Below are 16,182 nucleotides of genomic sequence, written 5' to 3'. Positions count from 1 at the left end.
AAACCGTTCGGCAGCATGGCCTGCGCTGTCGCGCCTGCGCCCTGGTCGCCGAATGCAAAACGGCCTGTGGGCAGTCAGGCGCGTCACGCACAACTGTCGACAGGCCGCATTCAACTCATGGCTCGACGCAGCAGCCGGTCAGGGCTTCCAGGCGCCACCTTCAACGATGACCGCCGCCGGGTCGGTGCCCTCGGCCAGTTGGTCGCGCACGTACTGGTTGTACAGCGTGAGCAGGTATTTTTCCTGACCCAGTGTCGCCAGCTCAGTGTTGACCCAATCGCGCAGCTCGGTATTGCCCTTCTTCACCGCAGGGGCGATAGGCGCTTCTTCACCAAGCTTCTGCGGGAGCACCCGATAGCCGGGGTTCTGTTTCGCCCAGCTGAACAGCACCAGATTGTCCTGCGCGTAGGCATCACCGCGCCCGTTCGCCAACGCCTGAAGCGATTCGGAGTTTTTCTCGAACTTGAGCAGCTTCCAGTCAGGATGATGCTTGGTCAGCCAGATGTCCGCCGTGGTACCGGTGGTGACGATCACCGTCTTGCTGGCCAGATCGTCAAGGTTCTTCACCGCACTGTTGTCCGGCACCAGCGCCTGAACTGCCACCCGCAGGTTCGGATGGGTGAAGTCCACCACCTGAGCCCGCTCGGGGGTGACGGTCATGTTGGCCAGGATCAGATCGACCTTGTCGCTCTGCAGAAACGGAATGCGGCTGGCCGGCTCGACCACCACGAACTCGATTTTTTTCTCGTCGCCGAGCAGGTCCTTGGCGAAGCGGCGTCCCAGATCGGTATCGAAACCGACATAGTCGCCCTTCTCGTTGACGAAACCGAACGGCGGCTTGTCGCTGAAGACGCCAACGACGAGTTTGTCGCGCGCCTTGATTTTGTCCAGATAGCCTTCGGCGTGGGCAGCGGCAGTGCCGGCCAGCAAGCCGAGGGCGATCAGCGGGAGAACGAGGGCAGATTTAAACGTCACGATGCTTTCCTTTTTGGCATGTTTTCTACGTAGGAGAACTTCTCCAGGAACTGCTGCGCGCGTGCGGTCTGCGGGTTACTGAAAAACGTTTCGGGGTCGCTCTGTTCGGCGATGCGTCCGCCGTCCATGAACAGGATTCGATCGGCCACCGCGCGGGCAAAGGCCATTTCGTGGGTGACGATCAACAGCGTCATGCCGCTGCGGGCAAGGTCCAGAATCACCTCCAGCACTTCCTTGACCATTTCCGGGTCAAGGGCGGCGGTGACTTCATCGAACAACATGACCTGGGGGTTCATGCACAGCGAGCGGACGATGGCGATCCGCTGCTGCTGCCCACCGGACAGCTCGCGGGGGAAGGCGTCGCGCTTGTCCAGCAGGCCGACCCTCGCGAGCAGGGTTTCGGCCTGCTGACGCGCCTCGTTGCGCGCGCGTTTCTGCACGCTCACCGGTCCCAGCAGAATGTTGTCCAGCACGGTCATGTGCGGGAACAGGTGGTAGCTCTGAAACACCATGCCGATCTGCTGGCGCACCTGACGCCAGTCGGCATTGGCCGACAACTCAAGTCCGCCGAAGCGGTACTGCCCGGCATGGCCCAGCTCAAGGCCGTTGAGGCAGCGCAACAAGGTGCTCTTGCCGCAGCCGCTGGGGCCGAGGATCACCACCACTTCGCCTTCGCGCACGCTCAGGTCGATGTCTTGCAGCACCGGCACCGCGCCGAAACGCTTGCTGAAACCGGACAGTTCTATCAACGCACTCATGAATGATTCCAACGCCGTTCGAGCACCCGCGACACCGCCGACAGCGGGTAGCAGGCCAGAAAGAAAAAAACAAACAGAAAGCCGTAGATGAGCACCGACTCGTAGGTGCGCTCAATGATCTGCTGGCCGATCTTGATCACGTCCACCACGCCAATCAGCACCGCCAGCGAGCTGGTCTTGATCAGGCGGGTGAAGACGTTGATCATCGGCGGCGTCATGCGCCGCAGCGCCTGCGGCAACAGCACCCGGCCGTACAGCTGAACCTGGCCCAGACCAATCGACAGGCCGGCTTCGCGCTGACCGCGAGGAATAGAGCGCAACGCACCGCGCACCACCTCACCGGTTTCGCTCGCGCCCCACAGCGACAGGACCAGCACCGCGCACCAGAATCCCGGAATGCTCCAGCCGAGAAAGATCGGCAGTCCGAAGAAAAACAGATACAGCCAGACCAGCACCGGAATCGCCCGGAACAGCTCCAGGTAAACCAGCAGCAGCCAATCGATCCAGCGAATGCCCAGATTGCGCAGCACACCATAGATCAGGCCACCCACTGCACCGAAGACGATGGCCAGCGCCGAGATCCCCAGCGTGCGGCCAATGCCCTGTGCAAGCTGCGGGGCGCTGATCCATAACAGCTCAAGACCCGAACTGGCCATGCTGGAGCCTCCTTTCCACAACCCGCAGCAACAGTGAAAGCGGCACGAACAGCAGCACGCAGAGGCCGGTCATGACGGCGAGCATTTCGTAGGTCTTGTAGTACAACGCGATGTAACTCTTGGTGGTGTAGAGGATTTCCGGCACCGCCACCGCCGACACCACCGTGGTTTCCTTGAGCAGGAACACGAAGTTGGCGAACAGCGCCGGCAGGCTGAGGATGCCGGCTTGCGGCAGCACCACATGGCGCAGCAGTTGCCAGCGCGACAAGCCGATCGACAGGCCCGATTCGATCTGCGACCTGGGCACCGCCTCGATGCCGGCACGCAGGATCTCGGTCAGGTACGCGCCGCCCATGAAGGTCATGGCGATGATCGCCGAGGCGAATCCGGACACTTTGACGCCCAGCGCAGGCAGCGCGAAGTAGATGAAGAACAGTTGAATCAGCAGCGGCGTATTGCGCGCCAGCTCGACGTACGCACGCACGACGGGCTGAAGCGGGCGGATCTGAAAGGCCGCGATTGCAGCGTTGATCAGCGCGACGCACAGCGAGGTCGCGATGGCGATCAGGCCGACCTGCAAGGTCACGCCCACGGCGGTGATGAAGGCTGGAAGCGTTGACAAGGCAAACGCGACGTCGAATTCCATGTCAGCGTCGACCTTGAACGAGGGGTTGCGGGGGCAGCACGCGGGACACAAAAGCTCCTGAATCGAAAGGTGATCTGTCGCTGACTGCAGGCTTTGTGCCACTCCCGAAAACATCGACAAACCGCCCATACGATGGGTCTGGCTGGCCGTGCGAACGTGTCGTAACTGTCTGTTTTTACTGGCAACTGCTGGCTCGCTGTTGCTCCAGCAACAGCAGCGTTCCTCGCCTCGCTGCAGTCAGGTCAGGTCAGGTCAGGTCAGGTCAGTGACAGACCAGACCGTCGCCGACCTTTAAGCTGTCCACCAGAAAGGCATTGCTGTGCAGGTCCCACGCCTTGGTCTGGCCGCCGCGCGATTGCCAGTCGCGCAATCCGGCCTGCAGGACGCGCAGGGTTTTCTGATCCGGTCGAGCGAGGTACACGCGCGCGTCGCTGCTGGCGTCGAGTACCTGGGGCAGCAGGCGGTAAAAGCGCCAGTCCGGGGTTTGCAACAGGCTCGCCAGCACGTTGCGCTCGTCCGCCAGCAGCCGACATTCACCGGCCATGAATGCGGTGGCTGCCCGGATGTTCGAGGCGAAGGTCTGCAACTGCGCGCCCTGGCGTTGCAACGTTGCCGCCCATGGGCTGCCGAACGCAATGCACACGGTCTGGCCGCTGATACCCGAATGCGCCGGCGCATTGCGCAAGCTCAGCAAGCCACCCTCGCGGTAAGCCCGTGGCAGCTCGCTCAACGCGGCGCGCTGACGTTCGAGGGCGGGAACCTCAAGGCTGCCGACCAGTACGGCATCGACTTCGCCTTTGCCCAGGTAATCCGCCAGTGCCTCATTGGGAATGGCGCTCAGGCGCACGTCGATGCCCAGATAGCGACCCAGCGCCCGGGCCAGCTCGGCGTCCATGTCGTCGGGTTGGGACACCAGCGCCTCTGTGCTGTTTCCGGGGCGCGGATAGCTGCGCACGCCGATGCGCAACACGTTGTGGCTGCGCGCATTCTGCAGCACCGGACCGCCCTGCAGATCCGCCGTGTCCAGCAGCGGCAAGAGCCAGACGCCGCAGACGACCGCCAGCCCGGTCAACAGCGCAAGGCCATAGCGCAGGCCCTGTCGCGCACGGCCGCCCCGTTGCTCAGCCGGCATGTTTGAGGCCGCGACGCCAGCGGGTGAAGCGGCGCTCCAGCAGCGCAAGCAGGAAGTTGAGCAGCAGCCCCACCACGGCGAGCAGCAGGATGCCGGCGTACATGCTGGGGATCTGGAACACTTCCTGCGAATTGAGGGTCAGGAACCCGAGCCCCGAATGCGCGCCGATCATCTCCGCGGCCACCAGCGCCGTGATGCAGTAAGCGCCCGCCAGCCGCACGCCCGTGAAGATCGAGGGCGATGCCGAAGGCAGGACGATCTTCAGAAACAGAAAACGCCGGCTCGCACCCATCGACAGCGCCGAGTTGATCAGCAAGGTGTCCACCTGTTTGACGCCGCTGATGGTGCTCAACAGGATCGGCCAGAACGACGCCCAGAAGATGATCGCCACTTTGGACAGCTCGCCGATCCCCAGAAACAGGATGAACACCGGAAACAGCGCCAGCGCCGAGGTCTGCCGAAAGAGCTGCAGGAGTGGGTCGAGCATCCGTTCCAGCCGGGCGAACCAGCCCATTAACAGGCCCAGCGTGACGCCGGCGAAAATCGCCAGCACCAGTCCGGCCAGCGAACGGATGAGGCTGGCCTGCAGGTGCCTGACCAACTGGCCGTTGCCGGCCATGTCGATGATCGCCCCGACGACGTCCGAGGGCGGGCTCAGATAGCCCGGGTTGACCACCCCCAGTCGCGGCAGCGCTTCCCATAGCGCCAGAAACGCGAGGATACCGATGGAGCTGTCGAGCACCCGACGCCAGGTTCTGTTCAAGGTCATGACTACACTCCGATCCGATAACCGCTGCGTTGCGCGACGTGCTGCCAGCTTTCATGACGGCCCAGCGCCTGCTCCAGCGCAAGTTCGTCCACTGCGGCTCCCATCGCTTCGCGCAGAGAGGTCCAGGCGCGCTGGCGCAGTTGCACGAACGCGTGGCTGTTGCGCAACTGCGGCAGCCGCGGACGTGCCAGATCGATGTCGATGATCTCCTTGATTCGTCCCGGCCTCGGCGTCATGACCGCCACGCGGTCCGACAGGAAAATCGCCTCATCCAGGCTGTGGGTGATGAACACGATGGTTTTCTTGTGCAGGTCCCAGATGCGCAGCAATTCGTCCTGCAGGCTTTCGCGGGTTTGCGCATCCAGCGCGGCGAAAGGCTCGTCCATCAACAGCACGTCCGGCTCATAGACCAGCGACCGCGCAATGGCGACCCGCTGACGCATGCCGCCGGAGAGCTCGTGGGGATAGCGCGATGCAAAGCCGTTCAGGCCCACCAGATCAAGGTACTCGCGCGCCCGCTCGAGCCGTTCGGCCTTGCCGACGCCGCGAATTTCAAGCCCTACGGCGATGTTGTCGAGCACCGTTCGCCACGGCAGCAAGGCATAGCCCTGGAACACCACGCCCTGATTTTTATTGATGCCCTGCAACGCTTTGCCGTCGATGGAAAGCGAGCCACCGGTCTTGTTCGCAAGCCCCGCAAGGATGTTCAAAAACGTCGATTTGCCGCAGCCGGACGGGCCAAGAATCGACAGGAATTCGCCTTCGCGCACGTCCAGGTCGAAATCCTTCAACACCTCTACCCGCTCGCTGCGCCCCGCCTCATCCTGAGCCTGGTAGTCCATTCTCACGCCTGATGCCGAAATCTTCACTGCCACGCCTGATCCCCTGCAAAACCAAAACCCGCGACAGGCGCGCCACCGCGCACCCGTCGTTGCATCCGCCAGAACACCCTGCGATCACGCTTTGGCTTTGGCGAAGGGGTTGAAATCGTTGGTGTACACGTCCTTCACCGACACCGCACCCGGACGGATCTTCTGTTCGCTCTGCAAGATGTCGATGTAGTACTGGATCGGCGGTTCGGTGATGATCAGGTCGTCGATGTAGGCATAGCGCTCGACCAGTTCAAGCCGGGTGCCGATGCGTTGCGAGACGATCTTGCGCGCCTCGTCCGGATTGGCGTTGACCCAGTTGGCCGCCTTGGCGATGGCCGCGACGAAGTCCTGCGTGGCTTCGGGATTGGCGCGGATAAACTTGCCGTAGCCGCTGTAAGGCGCCATGCCGCCCAGGCCCTTGTCCAGATCGTAATCGCTCCATAGCTTGCGCAGTTCCGGGTTGTGCTCTGCCCCGCCGGAGGCCGGCGGATGAATGATCGCGATGTCGACGTTACGGCTGACCAGCGTCTGTTCGCCCTGATTGTCGGGGATCACCACCCAGTTGATCTTGTCGACATCGACCTGATGCTCACGCAGGTATTTCTTGGTCACGAACTCGGCACAGGCACCGAAGCTGTTGAAGCCGACGGTTTTGCCTTCCATGTCCTTGGGCGTGAAGATCCCGGAATCGGCACGCACGAAGTACTTCATGTGCGGCGCTTCCTGCAGGGTCTTGCCCCCGGCCGCCACCACCTTGAGGTCCAGCCCGCTGGCGATGGCGGAAATCACCAATGGCACCATCCGCGTGCCGAAGTCGATTTCCCCGGTGCCCACCAGCGGGATGATCTGAGGCGCGGCAATCTTGCCGATGTAGTCGGGCCGGGTGCGCGAGCCGTCGAAGTAACCCAGCGAATCCGCCAGGTACACGAGATCGAACGACGGGTTGTCCGGGTATTTGAACTTCACCACCTGATCGGCGCGCTGTTTGATCACCGCGGGCGCGCCGTCGACAACCTTGGGCGGCTTGTCGCAGCCTGGCAGGATCAGCCCTGCGGCGCCGGCGGCACTCAGCAGTGCGACCTGTTTGATGAATGCCCTGCGGCTGTTGTGTGCTTGCATGTCGCTGTTCCTTTGCCCGCAGGCGTGTGGCTGCAATCGGGTGGCTGCAATCGAGGCTCAGACCCGCGACTGACGTCCGAAGAATGGATGGCTGGGGTCGTTGTAGCCGGGCGTCGACGCGTGGCCGGTGACCACCAGATCGTTGACGAACGCTTCGTCTTCGGCCGTGAAGCGATACTCCAGCGCAGGCAGATAATCGTCCCACTGCGCCTCGGTGCGCGGCCCTGCGATGGCCGAGGTGACGAGGCGATTGTTGAGCACCCAGGCCAGCGCGAACTGACCACTGCTGATGCCCCGGGCCTGAGCGTGATCCTTGATGCGCTGGGCCAGGTTCAGGGACTCGGGACGCCACTCGGTCTGTTTCAGACGCGGATCGTTGCGCCCGGCGCGGGTGTTCTCCGGCGCTGGCTGGTCCGGCACGTACTTGCCGGTCAACACACCACGGGCCAGCGGGCTGTAGGACACCACGCCAATGCCGTAGTAGTCGGCGGCCGGCAAATGCTCGACTTCAATCTGCCGGTTGGCCAGGTTGTACAGCGGCTGACTCGCGGTCGGTCGCTCGATGCCGAGCAGGTCCGCGGTGCGGCTGAACTCCGCGAGCTTCCAGCCGCGATGGTTCGACAGACCATAGCCGCGAATCTTGCCGGCCCGGATGAGGTCGGACAGCGCTCGCAGCGTTTCCTCGACCGGCGTTTCCGGGTCTTCACGGTGCAGGTAGAACAGGTCGATGTAATCGGTGTTGAGCCGTTTGAGACTGGCGTCCACCGACTGAATGACGTTGTTGCGCGACGCGCCACGATTGTTCGGGCCTGCGCCGTCGGGATCCGGATTGACGAACTTGGTCGCCAGCACCCACTGGCGGCGACGTGCGGCGATCAATCGACCGACGACCTGCTCCGATGCGCCGGCGTTGTACCCGTTGGCGGTGTCGATGAAGTTGACGCCCTGCTCGAACGCCTTGTCGGTGATTCGCCGGGAGACCGCCTCATCCGTCTGCCCGCCGAACATCATGGTGCCCAGCGTCAGTGGGGAAACTTTGATTCCATGACGACCCAAGGGACGATATTCGATAGCGCTCATGACCACTCCAATCTTCCAACAACATTAAAAAACAGGCACGCGAATACAACACTTCACAGAACAAGCGGATAACGGATGCCCTGTTGAACGACGTGCGCAAATAAAGAATCGAGGCGACAATAAAGAGCGTCGTTATTCATCGTCAATCACAACTAATGGATTGCCTATAACGTTTTAAACTAATGTTATGACTCGACGGCACGCACCCTCTTGCAACTGTTTCTCCAGCAACAGCAGTCCCGCAGATGCTGCCAAACCAGCGCAGCAGCGGGGTCACGCGCGCTTCAACGATTTCGCCTCCATACCCCTTTAGTTACGGACGTTCACTGACAAGTTGTCAGCGGCGGCATACGCCTTGCAATTGTTCAGCGACAACATTCATTGCCGGAGTGTTTCTCTTGTCTTTATTTACGTCGCCGCTCGACTTCCCAGACAGCCCGTTATCGCGGACATTCAATCAGCCCTTGATACTGGGTCTGTTTCTTCCCATTCAATCGGGCGGCTGGAGCGCTTCGGCATTGCCACGTGGCACTGACTGGACATTCGATTACAACAAACAACTGACGCTGCGCGCCGAGGCACTGGGTTTCGACCTGGTGTTCGCGCTCGCCGAATGGCTGGGCAAAGGCGGCTATGGAGGGGACATTCGCTACCACGACGAATCCCTCGACGCCTTCATCACCCAGGCCGCCCTCGCGTCGGTGACCGAGCGCATCCTGCTGATTTCGACCTTGCACGTGCTCTATGGGCCCTGGCATCCGCTGCATCTGGCGAAGTTCGGTGCCACGCTCGACCACATCAGCAACGGTCGCTGGGGCCTGAATCTGGTCACCGGCCACCGCCATCGCGAACACCGGCGGTTCGGTCACGCGCCGATCGAGCACGACCAGCGCTACCAACAGGCCGACGAGTTCATTCGTGTGGTGCAGCAGCTCTGGGCCAGCGATGAAAACGTCGACTTCAACGGCGACTATTACCGTCTGCAGGAAGCCTACAGCAGCGTCAAGCCGCGCTACGGTCGGCCGGTGCTGGTCAATGCCACCGGTTCCACCGCCGGAATCGACTTTGCGGCCCGTCACTCCGACATTGTCTTCACCACCAGCCCCGGCAGCGCGGAAATCGAGGACGCCCTGAGCAAGCTGCCCGAGCACCTGCTGCGCATCAAACAGGCGGCGCTCAGCCACGGCCGTCAGGTGCGCACGCTGATCAACCCGCTGGTGATCTGCCGCGACAGCGACGCCGAAGCCTGGGAAGTGCACGCTGCGATCACCGCCGCAGGGGATCCCGGCACGCTGGAAGGTCACGCCCGCGAAGCCAGCGACGCCCACGCCTGGCGCGGGCATAAGGCTGACCACCGTTATGTGGGCGGCAATATCCAGCTGGTCGGCAGCCCGGAAACCGTGGTGCGCGACATCGTCCGGCTGAAGCAGGCCGGCATCGACGGCATTCAACTGAGCTTTTTCGACTTTGCGCCGGACCTGGAGCAGTTCGCCGAACGCGTGCTGCCCCTGCTCTATCAAGCCGGTTTGCGCCACTGACATTCTGCAAGGAAAACCGTCAATGCCCTTCTCTCGTCGTCAATTCATCGCCGGCCTGTCGGCACTGCCGCTATTGGGTGCCAGCGTGCCTTTTCTGCCCAGCGCCCTGGCAGCGGCCACGGCCGAAGCCGTCAGCGGCCGGCGCATCTTCAACCTGCTGGTGAACCCGGAACCGCCGTCGCTCAGCTCGTTCAACACCACCGCTGGCACCACCATCACCGCCAGCAGCAAGGTGCTCGAAGGCTTGCTTCGTTACGACGAGAACCTGACGCCGCAGCCCGGGCTGGCGGTGGCCTGGGAAGCGGCCGCCGACGGCCTGAGTTACCGCTTCACTCTGCGCCAAGGGGTGAAATGGCACGACGGCCAGCCGTTCACCGCTCAGGACGTGGCGTTTTCGCTGGACCTGAACAAACGCTACCACCCGCGAGGCGGCAGCACTTTCGCCAACCTGCTGAGCGTCGAGACGCCCGATGACCACACCGCCATCGTGCGCCTGGGCAAACCTGCGCCGTACCTGATTCGCGCGTTTGCCGGCAGCGAGACGCCCATCGTGCCGAAGCACCTGTACGCCTCGGGTGACCCGCTGAGCAACCCGCACAACAACGCGCCGGTGGGCACGGGGCCTTACCGCTTCAAGCAGTGGCAGCGTGGCAGTTTCATCGAATATGAGCGTAATCCGGATTACTGGGACAGCAGCTTGCCGGGGGTCGACGCGCTGTTCCTCAAAGTGGTGCCCGACTCGGCCGCGCGGCTGGCCGCGTTCGAAAACGGCAGCCTGGATGCCGGTGGTCAGAGTCCGGTGCCGTTGAGCGATCTCAAGCGCATCACTCAGTCCGGGAAACTGCAGTTCACCACCCGGGGGTATGCCTACAGCATCACCCCGACGATGCTCGAGTTCAATCTGGACAACCCGCTGCTGGCGCGCCACGAGGTGCGCCAGGCCATCGCCCATGCGATCGATCGAGAAGTCATCCGAAAAGTCGTCTACTACGGTTACGCCGATGTCAGCGTCTCGCCGATTCCGAAGAACTTCGCCCAGTATGTGTATGAAGGCCCCGATCCCTACCCGTTCGACATTGCCAGGGCCAACGCGCTGCTCGATGCTGCCGGACTGCCGAGAAAAGGCACGTCGCGGTTCAGCCTGACCCTCGATCCGCTGCCCTATGGCGACAGCTACGCGCGTACGGCAGCGTACATCCGCACGGCGCTGGCGCGGATCGGCATCGACGTGCAGTTGCGCTCGCAAGACTTCCCAACCTACACCAAACGCATCTACACCGACCGGGATTTCGACTTTGCGGTGGTGGGCATGGGGACCATGTTCGACCCCACTGTCGGCGTGCAGCGGCTGTTCTGGTCAAAGAACTTTCGCAAAGGCCTGCCCTTCTCCAACGGCTCGCACTACAACAATCCCGAGGTCGATCGTCTGCTGGAAGCCGCTGCGGTGGAAACCGACGAGCACAAGCGCGGCGAGTTGTTCAAGGCCTTTCAGAAGATCGTCATCGAGGAGCTGCCGAACATCACGCTGGTCATGCAGCAACAGGTGACGGTGTTCAACGCCCGGGTGTCCGGGTTCGAGGCTGACGGCAACGGCCTGGACGGCTGCCTGGCCGACGTGCGCCTCGGCGGGGAAGCGCTGGCCCATGGCTGATCGTCTGCGCATCCTGCAAATGGCCCGGCGAACGCTGTGGCAAGCGGTGCCGACGGTGTTCGGCATTCTGCTGCTGAACTTCCTCCTGCTGCGGCTGATTCCCGGCGATGCGGTGGATGTGCTGGCGAGCGAATCGGGCGGCGCGACCGAGGCGACGCTGGCGCAGTGGCGGTCGCACTTTGGCCTGGACCTGAACCTGTGGCAGCAACTGCTCGCCTACCTCAATCATCTGGCGCACCTGGATCTGGGCCTGTCGCCGCGCTTCAACGTGCCGGTGATCCAGCTGGTGCTCGAGCGGCTACCCAACACGCTGGTGTTGATGATCAGCGCGCTGGCCCTGGCGCTGGTGGTCGGCATCGCCGCCGGTGCGGTCATGGCCAGCAAGGCCGGGCGCTGGCCGGACCGGGTGCTGTCGCTGGCCGTGTTGCTGTTGTATTCCACGCCGGGGTTCTGGATCGGCCTGATGGCCGTCGTGCTGTTCTCGGTCACCCTTGGCTGGCTGCCCAGCGATGGCAGCGAGACGCTGGGCATGGACCTGCACGGCGTGGACTGGGTGCTCGACCGCGTCCGTCACGCCGTGCTTCCGGTGCTCACGCTCGCCACCTTCTACATCGCGCTGTATGCACGCCTGACCCGCGCCTCGATGCTGGAAGTGCAGCGTCAGGACTTCGTCCGCACTGCCCGCGCCAAAGGCCTGAGCCCTGCGCGGGTGGCGATCCGTCATGTGCTGCGCAACGCCTTGTTGCCGGTCACGACCCTGGCCGGCCTGCATTTCGGGGCGCTGCTAGGCGGCGCGGCGGTGACGGAAACACTGTTCGGCTGGCCCGGCCTGGGCCGCCTGACCCTCGATGCCGTGTTGTCGCGCGACTACAACCTGCTGCTCGGCATTCTGCTGCTGTCCTCGATGCTGGTGGTGGTCATCAACGTGTCCATGGACCTGCTGCAAGCCTGGCTCGACCCGCGTATCCAGGCGGATTAACCCTTTATTTCGATGAGTGAGTGTTCGATGTCCACAACGGCTATTGAATCGATCAGGTCAGGCCACAGCGAAGGCCTCTGGGCAGCGCTGCGTCGCAGCCCGGCAGCGTTGACCGGCAGCGCCATCCTCGTGTTGACGCTGGCCATGGCCGCGAGCGCCGGCTACTTCTTCCCCGGCGACCCCTCGGAAATGGTCGCCGAGCCCATGCTCTGGCCCGGCAGCGATCCGGCGTATCCGCTGGGCACCGACTCACTGGGCCGCAACGTCGCGGCCGGCATAGCCTACGGCGCACGGGCCTCACTGCTGATCGCGCTGTACGGCACGCTGATCAGCGTGGTCATCGGAGTGCTGGTCGGCGCACTGGCCGGCTACCACGGCGCCCGCTTGGGCGACGTGCTGATGCGCATTACCGAAGTGTTCCAGACCGTGCCGTCGTTCCTGCTGGTGATCGTGATCGTCGCCATCGGCAACCCGACGGTGCACGTCATTGCCCTGGCGATCGGTGTCTCGTCCTGGCCGACGATTGCCCGCTTGATTCGCGCCGAATTCCGCACCCTGCGTGAAGCCGACTTCGTCACCGCCGCGCGCAGCCAGGGTTTCAGTCACCGCGCGATCATCGTCCACGAAATCCTCCCCAATGCCTTGGCGCCGCTGGTGGTCACGGCGTCGATTCTGGTGGCGTCGGCCATTCTGATCGAAGCGGGGCTGGCGTTTCTCGGCATGAGTGATCCGAACACGCCGAGTTGGGGTGGCATGATCGGCAGCGGCCGTGAACAGATCGCCAGCGCCTGGTTCCTGACCGCGCTGCCCGGCCTTGCGATCATCAGCGTGGTGCTGGCCTTCAACATGCTCGGCGACGGCTTGAACGATGCGCTCAATCCACGCCTGCGCCGGTACATCCCATGAGCCTGCTCGACGTACGCGGGCTGCGCGTGAGTTACGAAGGTGTCGACGCCGTCCGCGGACTGGACTTCACTCTGGACGCCGGAGAAACACTGGCCCTGGTCGGTGAGTCCGGCTGCGGTAAATCCACCACGGCACTGGCATTGCTGCGGCTGTTGCCGGGCAACGCCCGCCTGGGTGGCCAGGCGCTGTTCGAAGGGCGCGATCTGCTGCAACTGTCGCCCCGGCACATGCGCCAATTGCAGGGCAACGCGCTGGGGATGGTGTTTCAGGAGCCATTATCGAGCCTGAACCCGGTGCTGACGCTGGGTGAACAGTTGACTGAAACGCTGCTCACCCACACTGACCTGACGCGGCGCCAGGCGGCGAAACGGGCGGAGGAGCTCTTCGGTCTGGTGCAACTGCCGCGCCCGCGCGCGCACCTCGGCGAATACCCGCAGCATCTGTCAGGGGGGCAGCGCCAGCGGGTCATGATCGCCATGGCCATCGCCTGTCAGCCGCGCTTGCTGATTGCCGATGAGCCGACCACCGCGCTGGATGTCTGTGTTCAGGCGCAGATCCTCGCGTTGCTCGACCGTTTACGCCGCGAACTGCGCATGGGCTTGCTGTTGATCACGCATGATCTGGGCGTGGTGGCGCAACAGGCCGATCACGTCATCATCATGCACGACGGTCAGGCGCTGGAACGGCGCAGCAACGCCGATCTGTTCAGCGCTGCCCGTCATCCCTATACCCAAGGCCTGCTCAATGCCTCGCTGGGCCGCGATCACGGGCAGCATTACCTTGCCAGTCGCCTGCCGGAAATACAGGTGACGCGCACGCCGGGTCAGCCCAACGCGTACAGCGTCAGCAGCACGCGGTACCTGCCAGGTCATGCACCGCGGCCGGCCAGTCACGACACGCCGCCGCTGTTGCAAGTGGACAACCTGAGCCTGGGCTACGGCGCGCGTGACGTTCTCAGCGGGCTGTCTTTCGACATCGGCAAGCGGGAAACCGTAGGACTGGTCGGTGAGTCCGGCTGTGGCAAATCAACCCTCAGCAAAGCGCTGCTGGGCTTGCTCAAGCCCCGTCAGGGCCACATCGCCTTTGGCGGTCGCGACATCGCCACGTTCACCGCCACCGAGCAACTGACGTGGCGCGGTCAGCTGCAGATGATCTTTCAGGATCCCTACGCGGCCCTCAACCCACGGCACTCCATCGACACCCTGCTGGACCGCGTGCAACGCCAGCACGGCCAGTCGGACGCTCGCCTGAGGCGCAAGGCCCGCGAAGACATGCTCGACGCCGTGGGTCTGGCGCGCAACAGCCTGGACCGCCTGCCCCACCAGTTTTCCGGCGGCCAGCGTCAACGCATCGGCATCGCCCGCGCGCTCATCGTCAGGCCCAAACTGGTGATCTGCGACGAGCCGGTGTCGGCGCTGGATGTCTCCACTCAGGCGCAGATCCTCAATCTGCTGGTGGAGCTGCGCGAGGCGTTCGATCTCTCGTACCTGTTCATCTCCCATGACCTGTCGGTGGTGCGCTATTTCTCCGACCGCGTGCTGGTCATGCACGACGCGCACATCGTCGAACAGGCGACCCCGCACCGGCTCTGGCAAGACCCGCAACACCGCTACACCCAACGCCTGCTGGCGGCCATTCCCGGCCACCGGCAACCCTCGATCCCGCTGAGCAGCAGCCTTTCGTTCGCTGTCGCCTGCTAGCGCCACTACGCCATCAAGGAGCCCTCCATGACTCAACGCAAAGACACGCTCAAGCTCGGCCTCTTCCTGCGGGCCACCGGTCACCACATCGCCGCCTGGCGCGACAGTGGCTCTCAGGCCGACGCAGGGATTCGTCTTGACCACTTCATCGATCAGGCGCGCAAGGCCGAGGCGGCGGGCTTCGACACGCTGTTTCTGGCCGACAGCGTGTCGGTGCGGGGGATCGATGCGCCGACGTTCGATCGCGTGATTGCGCCCAGTCTGAGTTTCGAACCGCTGACACTGCTCTCGGCACTGGCGACCGTCACCTCGCGCATCGGCCTGATCGCGACCGCCAGCACCAGCTACAGCGAACCGTTCAACCTGGCCCGGCAATTCGCTTCCCTCGACCAGATCAGTGGGGGCCGCGTCGGCTGGAACCTGGTGACCAGCAGCGACCCGGACGCGGCGAAGAATTTCGGCACCTCGGCGCAGGGCGCCCAGGCGGCCCACGCCGACCGCTACAGCCGGGCCCGGGAATTTCATCAGGTGGTCGACAAGCTCTGGGACAGCTGGGAAGACGACGCGCTGCTGCTGGATAAGGAAAGTGGCGTGTTTCTGGATCGCAGCAAGCTGCACCTGGCCGATCATCAGGGCGAACATTTTCACGTTCGCGGACCGCTCAATGTGCTGCGCTCGCCCCAGGGCAAGCCGGTGCTGGTACAGGCCGGCGCCTCCGACGATGGCCGCGCGCTGGCCGCTGCCACGGCCGAGGCGATCTTCGCCGCCCACCAGAGCCTGGCCGATGCGCAGGCCTTCTACAGCGACATCAAGACCCGCGCGGCCGTGCTCGGGCGCAAGCCCGAGCACATCAAGATTCTGCCCGGCGTGACGATCTTCACCGCACCGACTTCCGCTCAGGCCCACGCCAAACACCAGCGCCTGCAGGACCTGGTGCATCCGCAGGTCGGCTTGAGCCTGCTGTCCGGTCTTCTCGGCGGTGTCGACCTGTCGCACTTGCCCCTCGACGGGCCGTTGCCACAGGACCTGCCCGCTACCAACGCCTCGAAAAGCCGTCAGCAACTGATTCTGCAACTGGCCGCCGAAGGCCTGAGCATTCGCCAGCTGTACCTGCGTCTGGCCGGTGCACGCGGGCACTGGACGCTGGTCGGCTCGCCGGAAGAAGTGGTGGATCAGCTGCAGGCGTGGTTCGAAGGCTACGGCGCGGACGGCTTCAATATCCTGCCGCCGACGTATCCCGAGGGCCTCGACGACTTCATTTCGCTGATCCTGCCAGAGCTCAAACGTCGGGGCCTGGTGCCAGCCGATGGGCCTGTCGGCAACACCCTGCGTGAGCGCCTTGGCCTGCCGCGCCCGGCGCATCCGGCGACACTCAAGCGAGAAGTTTCCCTGGCGATCTGA

The 16,182-nt window shown here is 63.6% G+C and carries 15 protein-coding genes; 6 read left to right on the top strand and 9 right to left on the bottom strand.

All coding sequences use genetic code 11. The features are described 5' to 3' along the window. Positions 1–138: 138 nt before the first annotated feature. The 9 genes from AAGQ88_RS12945 to AAGQ88_RS12905 all read right to left on the bottom strand — a co-directional run bounded on the left by AAGQ88_RS12945 (position 139) and on the right by AAGQ88_RS12905 (position 8,007). On the bottom strand, positions 139–978 hold the full coding sequence (locus AAGQ88_RS12945) for a transporter substrate-binding domain-containing protein (protein WP_342655798.1): 840 nt from the start codon (positions 976–978) through the stop codon (positions 139–141). Further along, positions 972–1,733, bottom strand: a complete 762-nt coding sequence (locus AAGQ88_RS12940; protein ID WP_285423864.1) for an amino acid ABC transporter ATP-binding protein — start codon at positions 1,731–1,733, stop codon at positions 972–974. The genes AAGQ88_RS12945 and AAGQ88_RS12940 overlap by 7 nt, the downstream gene beginning before the upstream one ends. Then, positions 1,730–2,389 carry an amino acid ABC transporter permease gene (locus AAGQ88_RS12935; protein ID WP_342655595.1) on the bottom strand — a complete coding sequence of 220 codons (660 nt, stop codon included), beginning with the start codon at positions 2,387–2,389 and terminating at the stop codon, positions 1,730–1,732. The genes AAGQ88_RS12940 and AAGQ88_RS12935 overlap by 4 nt, the downstream gene beginning before the upstream one ends. After that, positions 2,370–3,035, bottom strand: coding sequence for an amino acid ABC transporter permease (locus tag AAGQ88_RS12930; protein WP_342655594.1), 666 nt, complete (start codon positions 3,033–3,035; stop codon positions 2,370–2,372). Before AAGQ88_RS12930 ends, AAGQ88_RS12935 begins: the two co-directional genes overlap by 20 nt. A gap of 262 nt (positions 3,036–3,297) precedes the next feature. Then, the gene (locus AAGQ88_RS12925; RefSeq protein WP_342655593.1) at positions 3,298–4,167 is read right to left on the bottom strand and encodes a transporter substrate-binding domain-containing protein; all 870 of its coding nucleotides are present in this window, start codon (positions 4,165–4,167) and stop codon (positions 3,298–3,300) included. Continuing rightward, positions 4,157–4,936 carry an ABC transporter permease gene (locus tag AAGQ88_RS12920; RefSeq protein WP_342655592.1) on the bottom strand — a complete coding sequence of 260 codons (780 nt, stop codon included), beginning with the start codon at positions 4,934–4,936 and terminating at the stop codon, positions 4,157–4,159. The genes AAGQ88_RS12925 and AAGQ88_RS12920 overlap by 11 nt, the downstream gene beginning before the upstream one ends. A 2-nt stretch (positions 4,937–4,938) precedes the next feature. Then, positions 4,939–5,778 carry an ABC transporter ATP-binding protein gene (locus AAGQ88_RS12915; RefSeq protein ID WP_342655591.1) on the bottom strand — a complete coding sequence of 280 codons (840 nt, stop codon included), beginning with the start codon at positions 5,776–5,778 and terminating at the stop codon, positions 4,939–4,941. Positions 5,779–5,892: 114 nt separating this feature from the next. Beyond that, positions 5,893–6,927, bottom strand: a complete 1,035-nt coding sequence (locus AAGQ88_RS12910) for an ABC transporter substrate-binding protein (protein WP_342655590.1) — start codon at positions 6,925–6,927, stop codon at positions 5,893–5,895. A 57-nt stretch (positions 6,928–6,984) separates the two neighbouring features. Further along, positions 6,985–8,007, bottom strand: a complete 1,023-nt coding sequence (locus tag AAGQ88_RS12905; RefSeq protein WP_342655589.1) for an aldo/keto reductase — start codon at positions 8,005–8,007, stop codon at positions 6,985–6,987. 398 nt (positions 8,008–8,405) lie between these two features. On the opposite strand from AAGQ88_RS12905, the gene AAGQ88_RS12900 reads away from it, so the two are divergent. From AAGQ88_RS12900 to AAGQ88_RS12875, 6 genes are read left to right on the top strand one after another with little or no spacing between them, the layout of a single operon-like run. Continuing rightward, the gene (locus tag AAGQ88_RS12900) at positions 8,406–9,545 is read left to right on the top strand and encodes an LLM class flavin-dependent oxidoreductase (protein ID WP_342655588.1); all 1,140 of its coding nucleotides are present in this window, start codon (positions 8,406–8,408) and stop codon (positions 9,543–9,545) included. A 22-nt stretch (positions 9,546–9,567) separates the two neighbouring features. Further along, entirely contained in the window at positions 9,568–11,196 is a 1,629-nt protein-coding gene (locus tag AAGQ88_RS12895; protein WP_342655587.1) for an ABC transporter substrate-binding protein, read from the top strand. Then, a complete protein-coding gene (locus AAGQ88_RS12890) occupies positions 11,189–12,175 on the top strand; it encodes an ABC transporter permease (protein WP_342655586.1) in 987 nt (328 codons plus the stop codon). The genes AAGQ88_RS12895 and AAGQ88_RS12890 overlap by 8 nt, the downstream gene beginning before the upstream one ends. Positions 12,176–12,202: 27 nt before the next feature. Further along, the gene (locus AAGQ88_RS12885; protein ID WP_285423875.1) at positions 12,203–13,081 is read left to right on the top strand and encodes an ABC transporter permease; all 879 of its coding nucleotides are present in this window, start codon (positions 12,203–12,205) and stop codon (positions 13,079–13,081) included. After that, on the top strand, positions 13,078–14,781 hold the full coding sequence (locus AAGQ88_RS12880; RefSeq protein WP_342655585.1) for an ABC transporter ATP-binding protein: 1,704 nt from the start codon (positions 13,078–13,080) through the stop codon (positions 14,779–14,781). The genes AAGQ88_RS12885 and AAGQ88_RS12880 overlap by 4 nt, the downstream gene beginning before the upstream one ends. 27 nt (positions 14,782–14,808) lie before the next feature. Continuing rightward, complete coding sequence (locus AAGQ88_RS12875) at positions 14,809–16,182, top strand: LLM class flavin-dependent oxidoreductase (protein WP_285423877.1); 1,374 nt, start codon at positions 14,809–14,811, stop codon at positions 16,180–16,182.

It is taken from the genome of Pseudomonas sp. F3-2 (assembly GCF_038804275.1).
In the GTDB taxonomy this organism is placed as follows: domain Bacteria; phylum Pseudomonadota; class Gammaproteobacteria; order Pseudomonadales; family Pseudomonadaceae; genus Aquipseudomonas.
The sequence above is the reverse complement of the archived record's forward strand: the minus strand, read 5'-3'. Positions and strand labels throughout refer to the sequence as shown.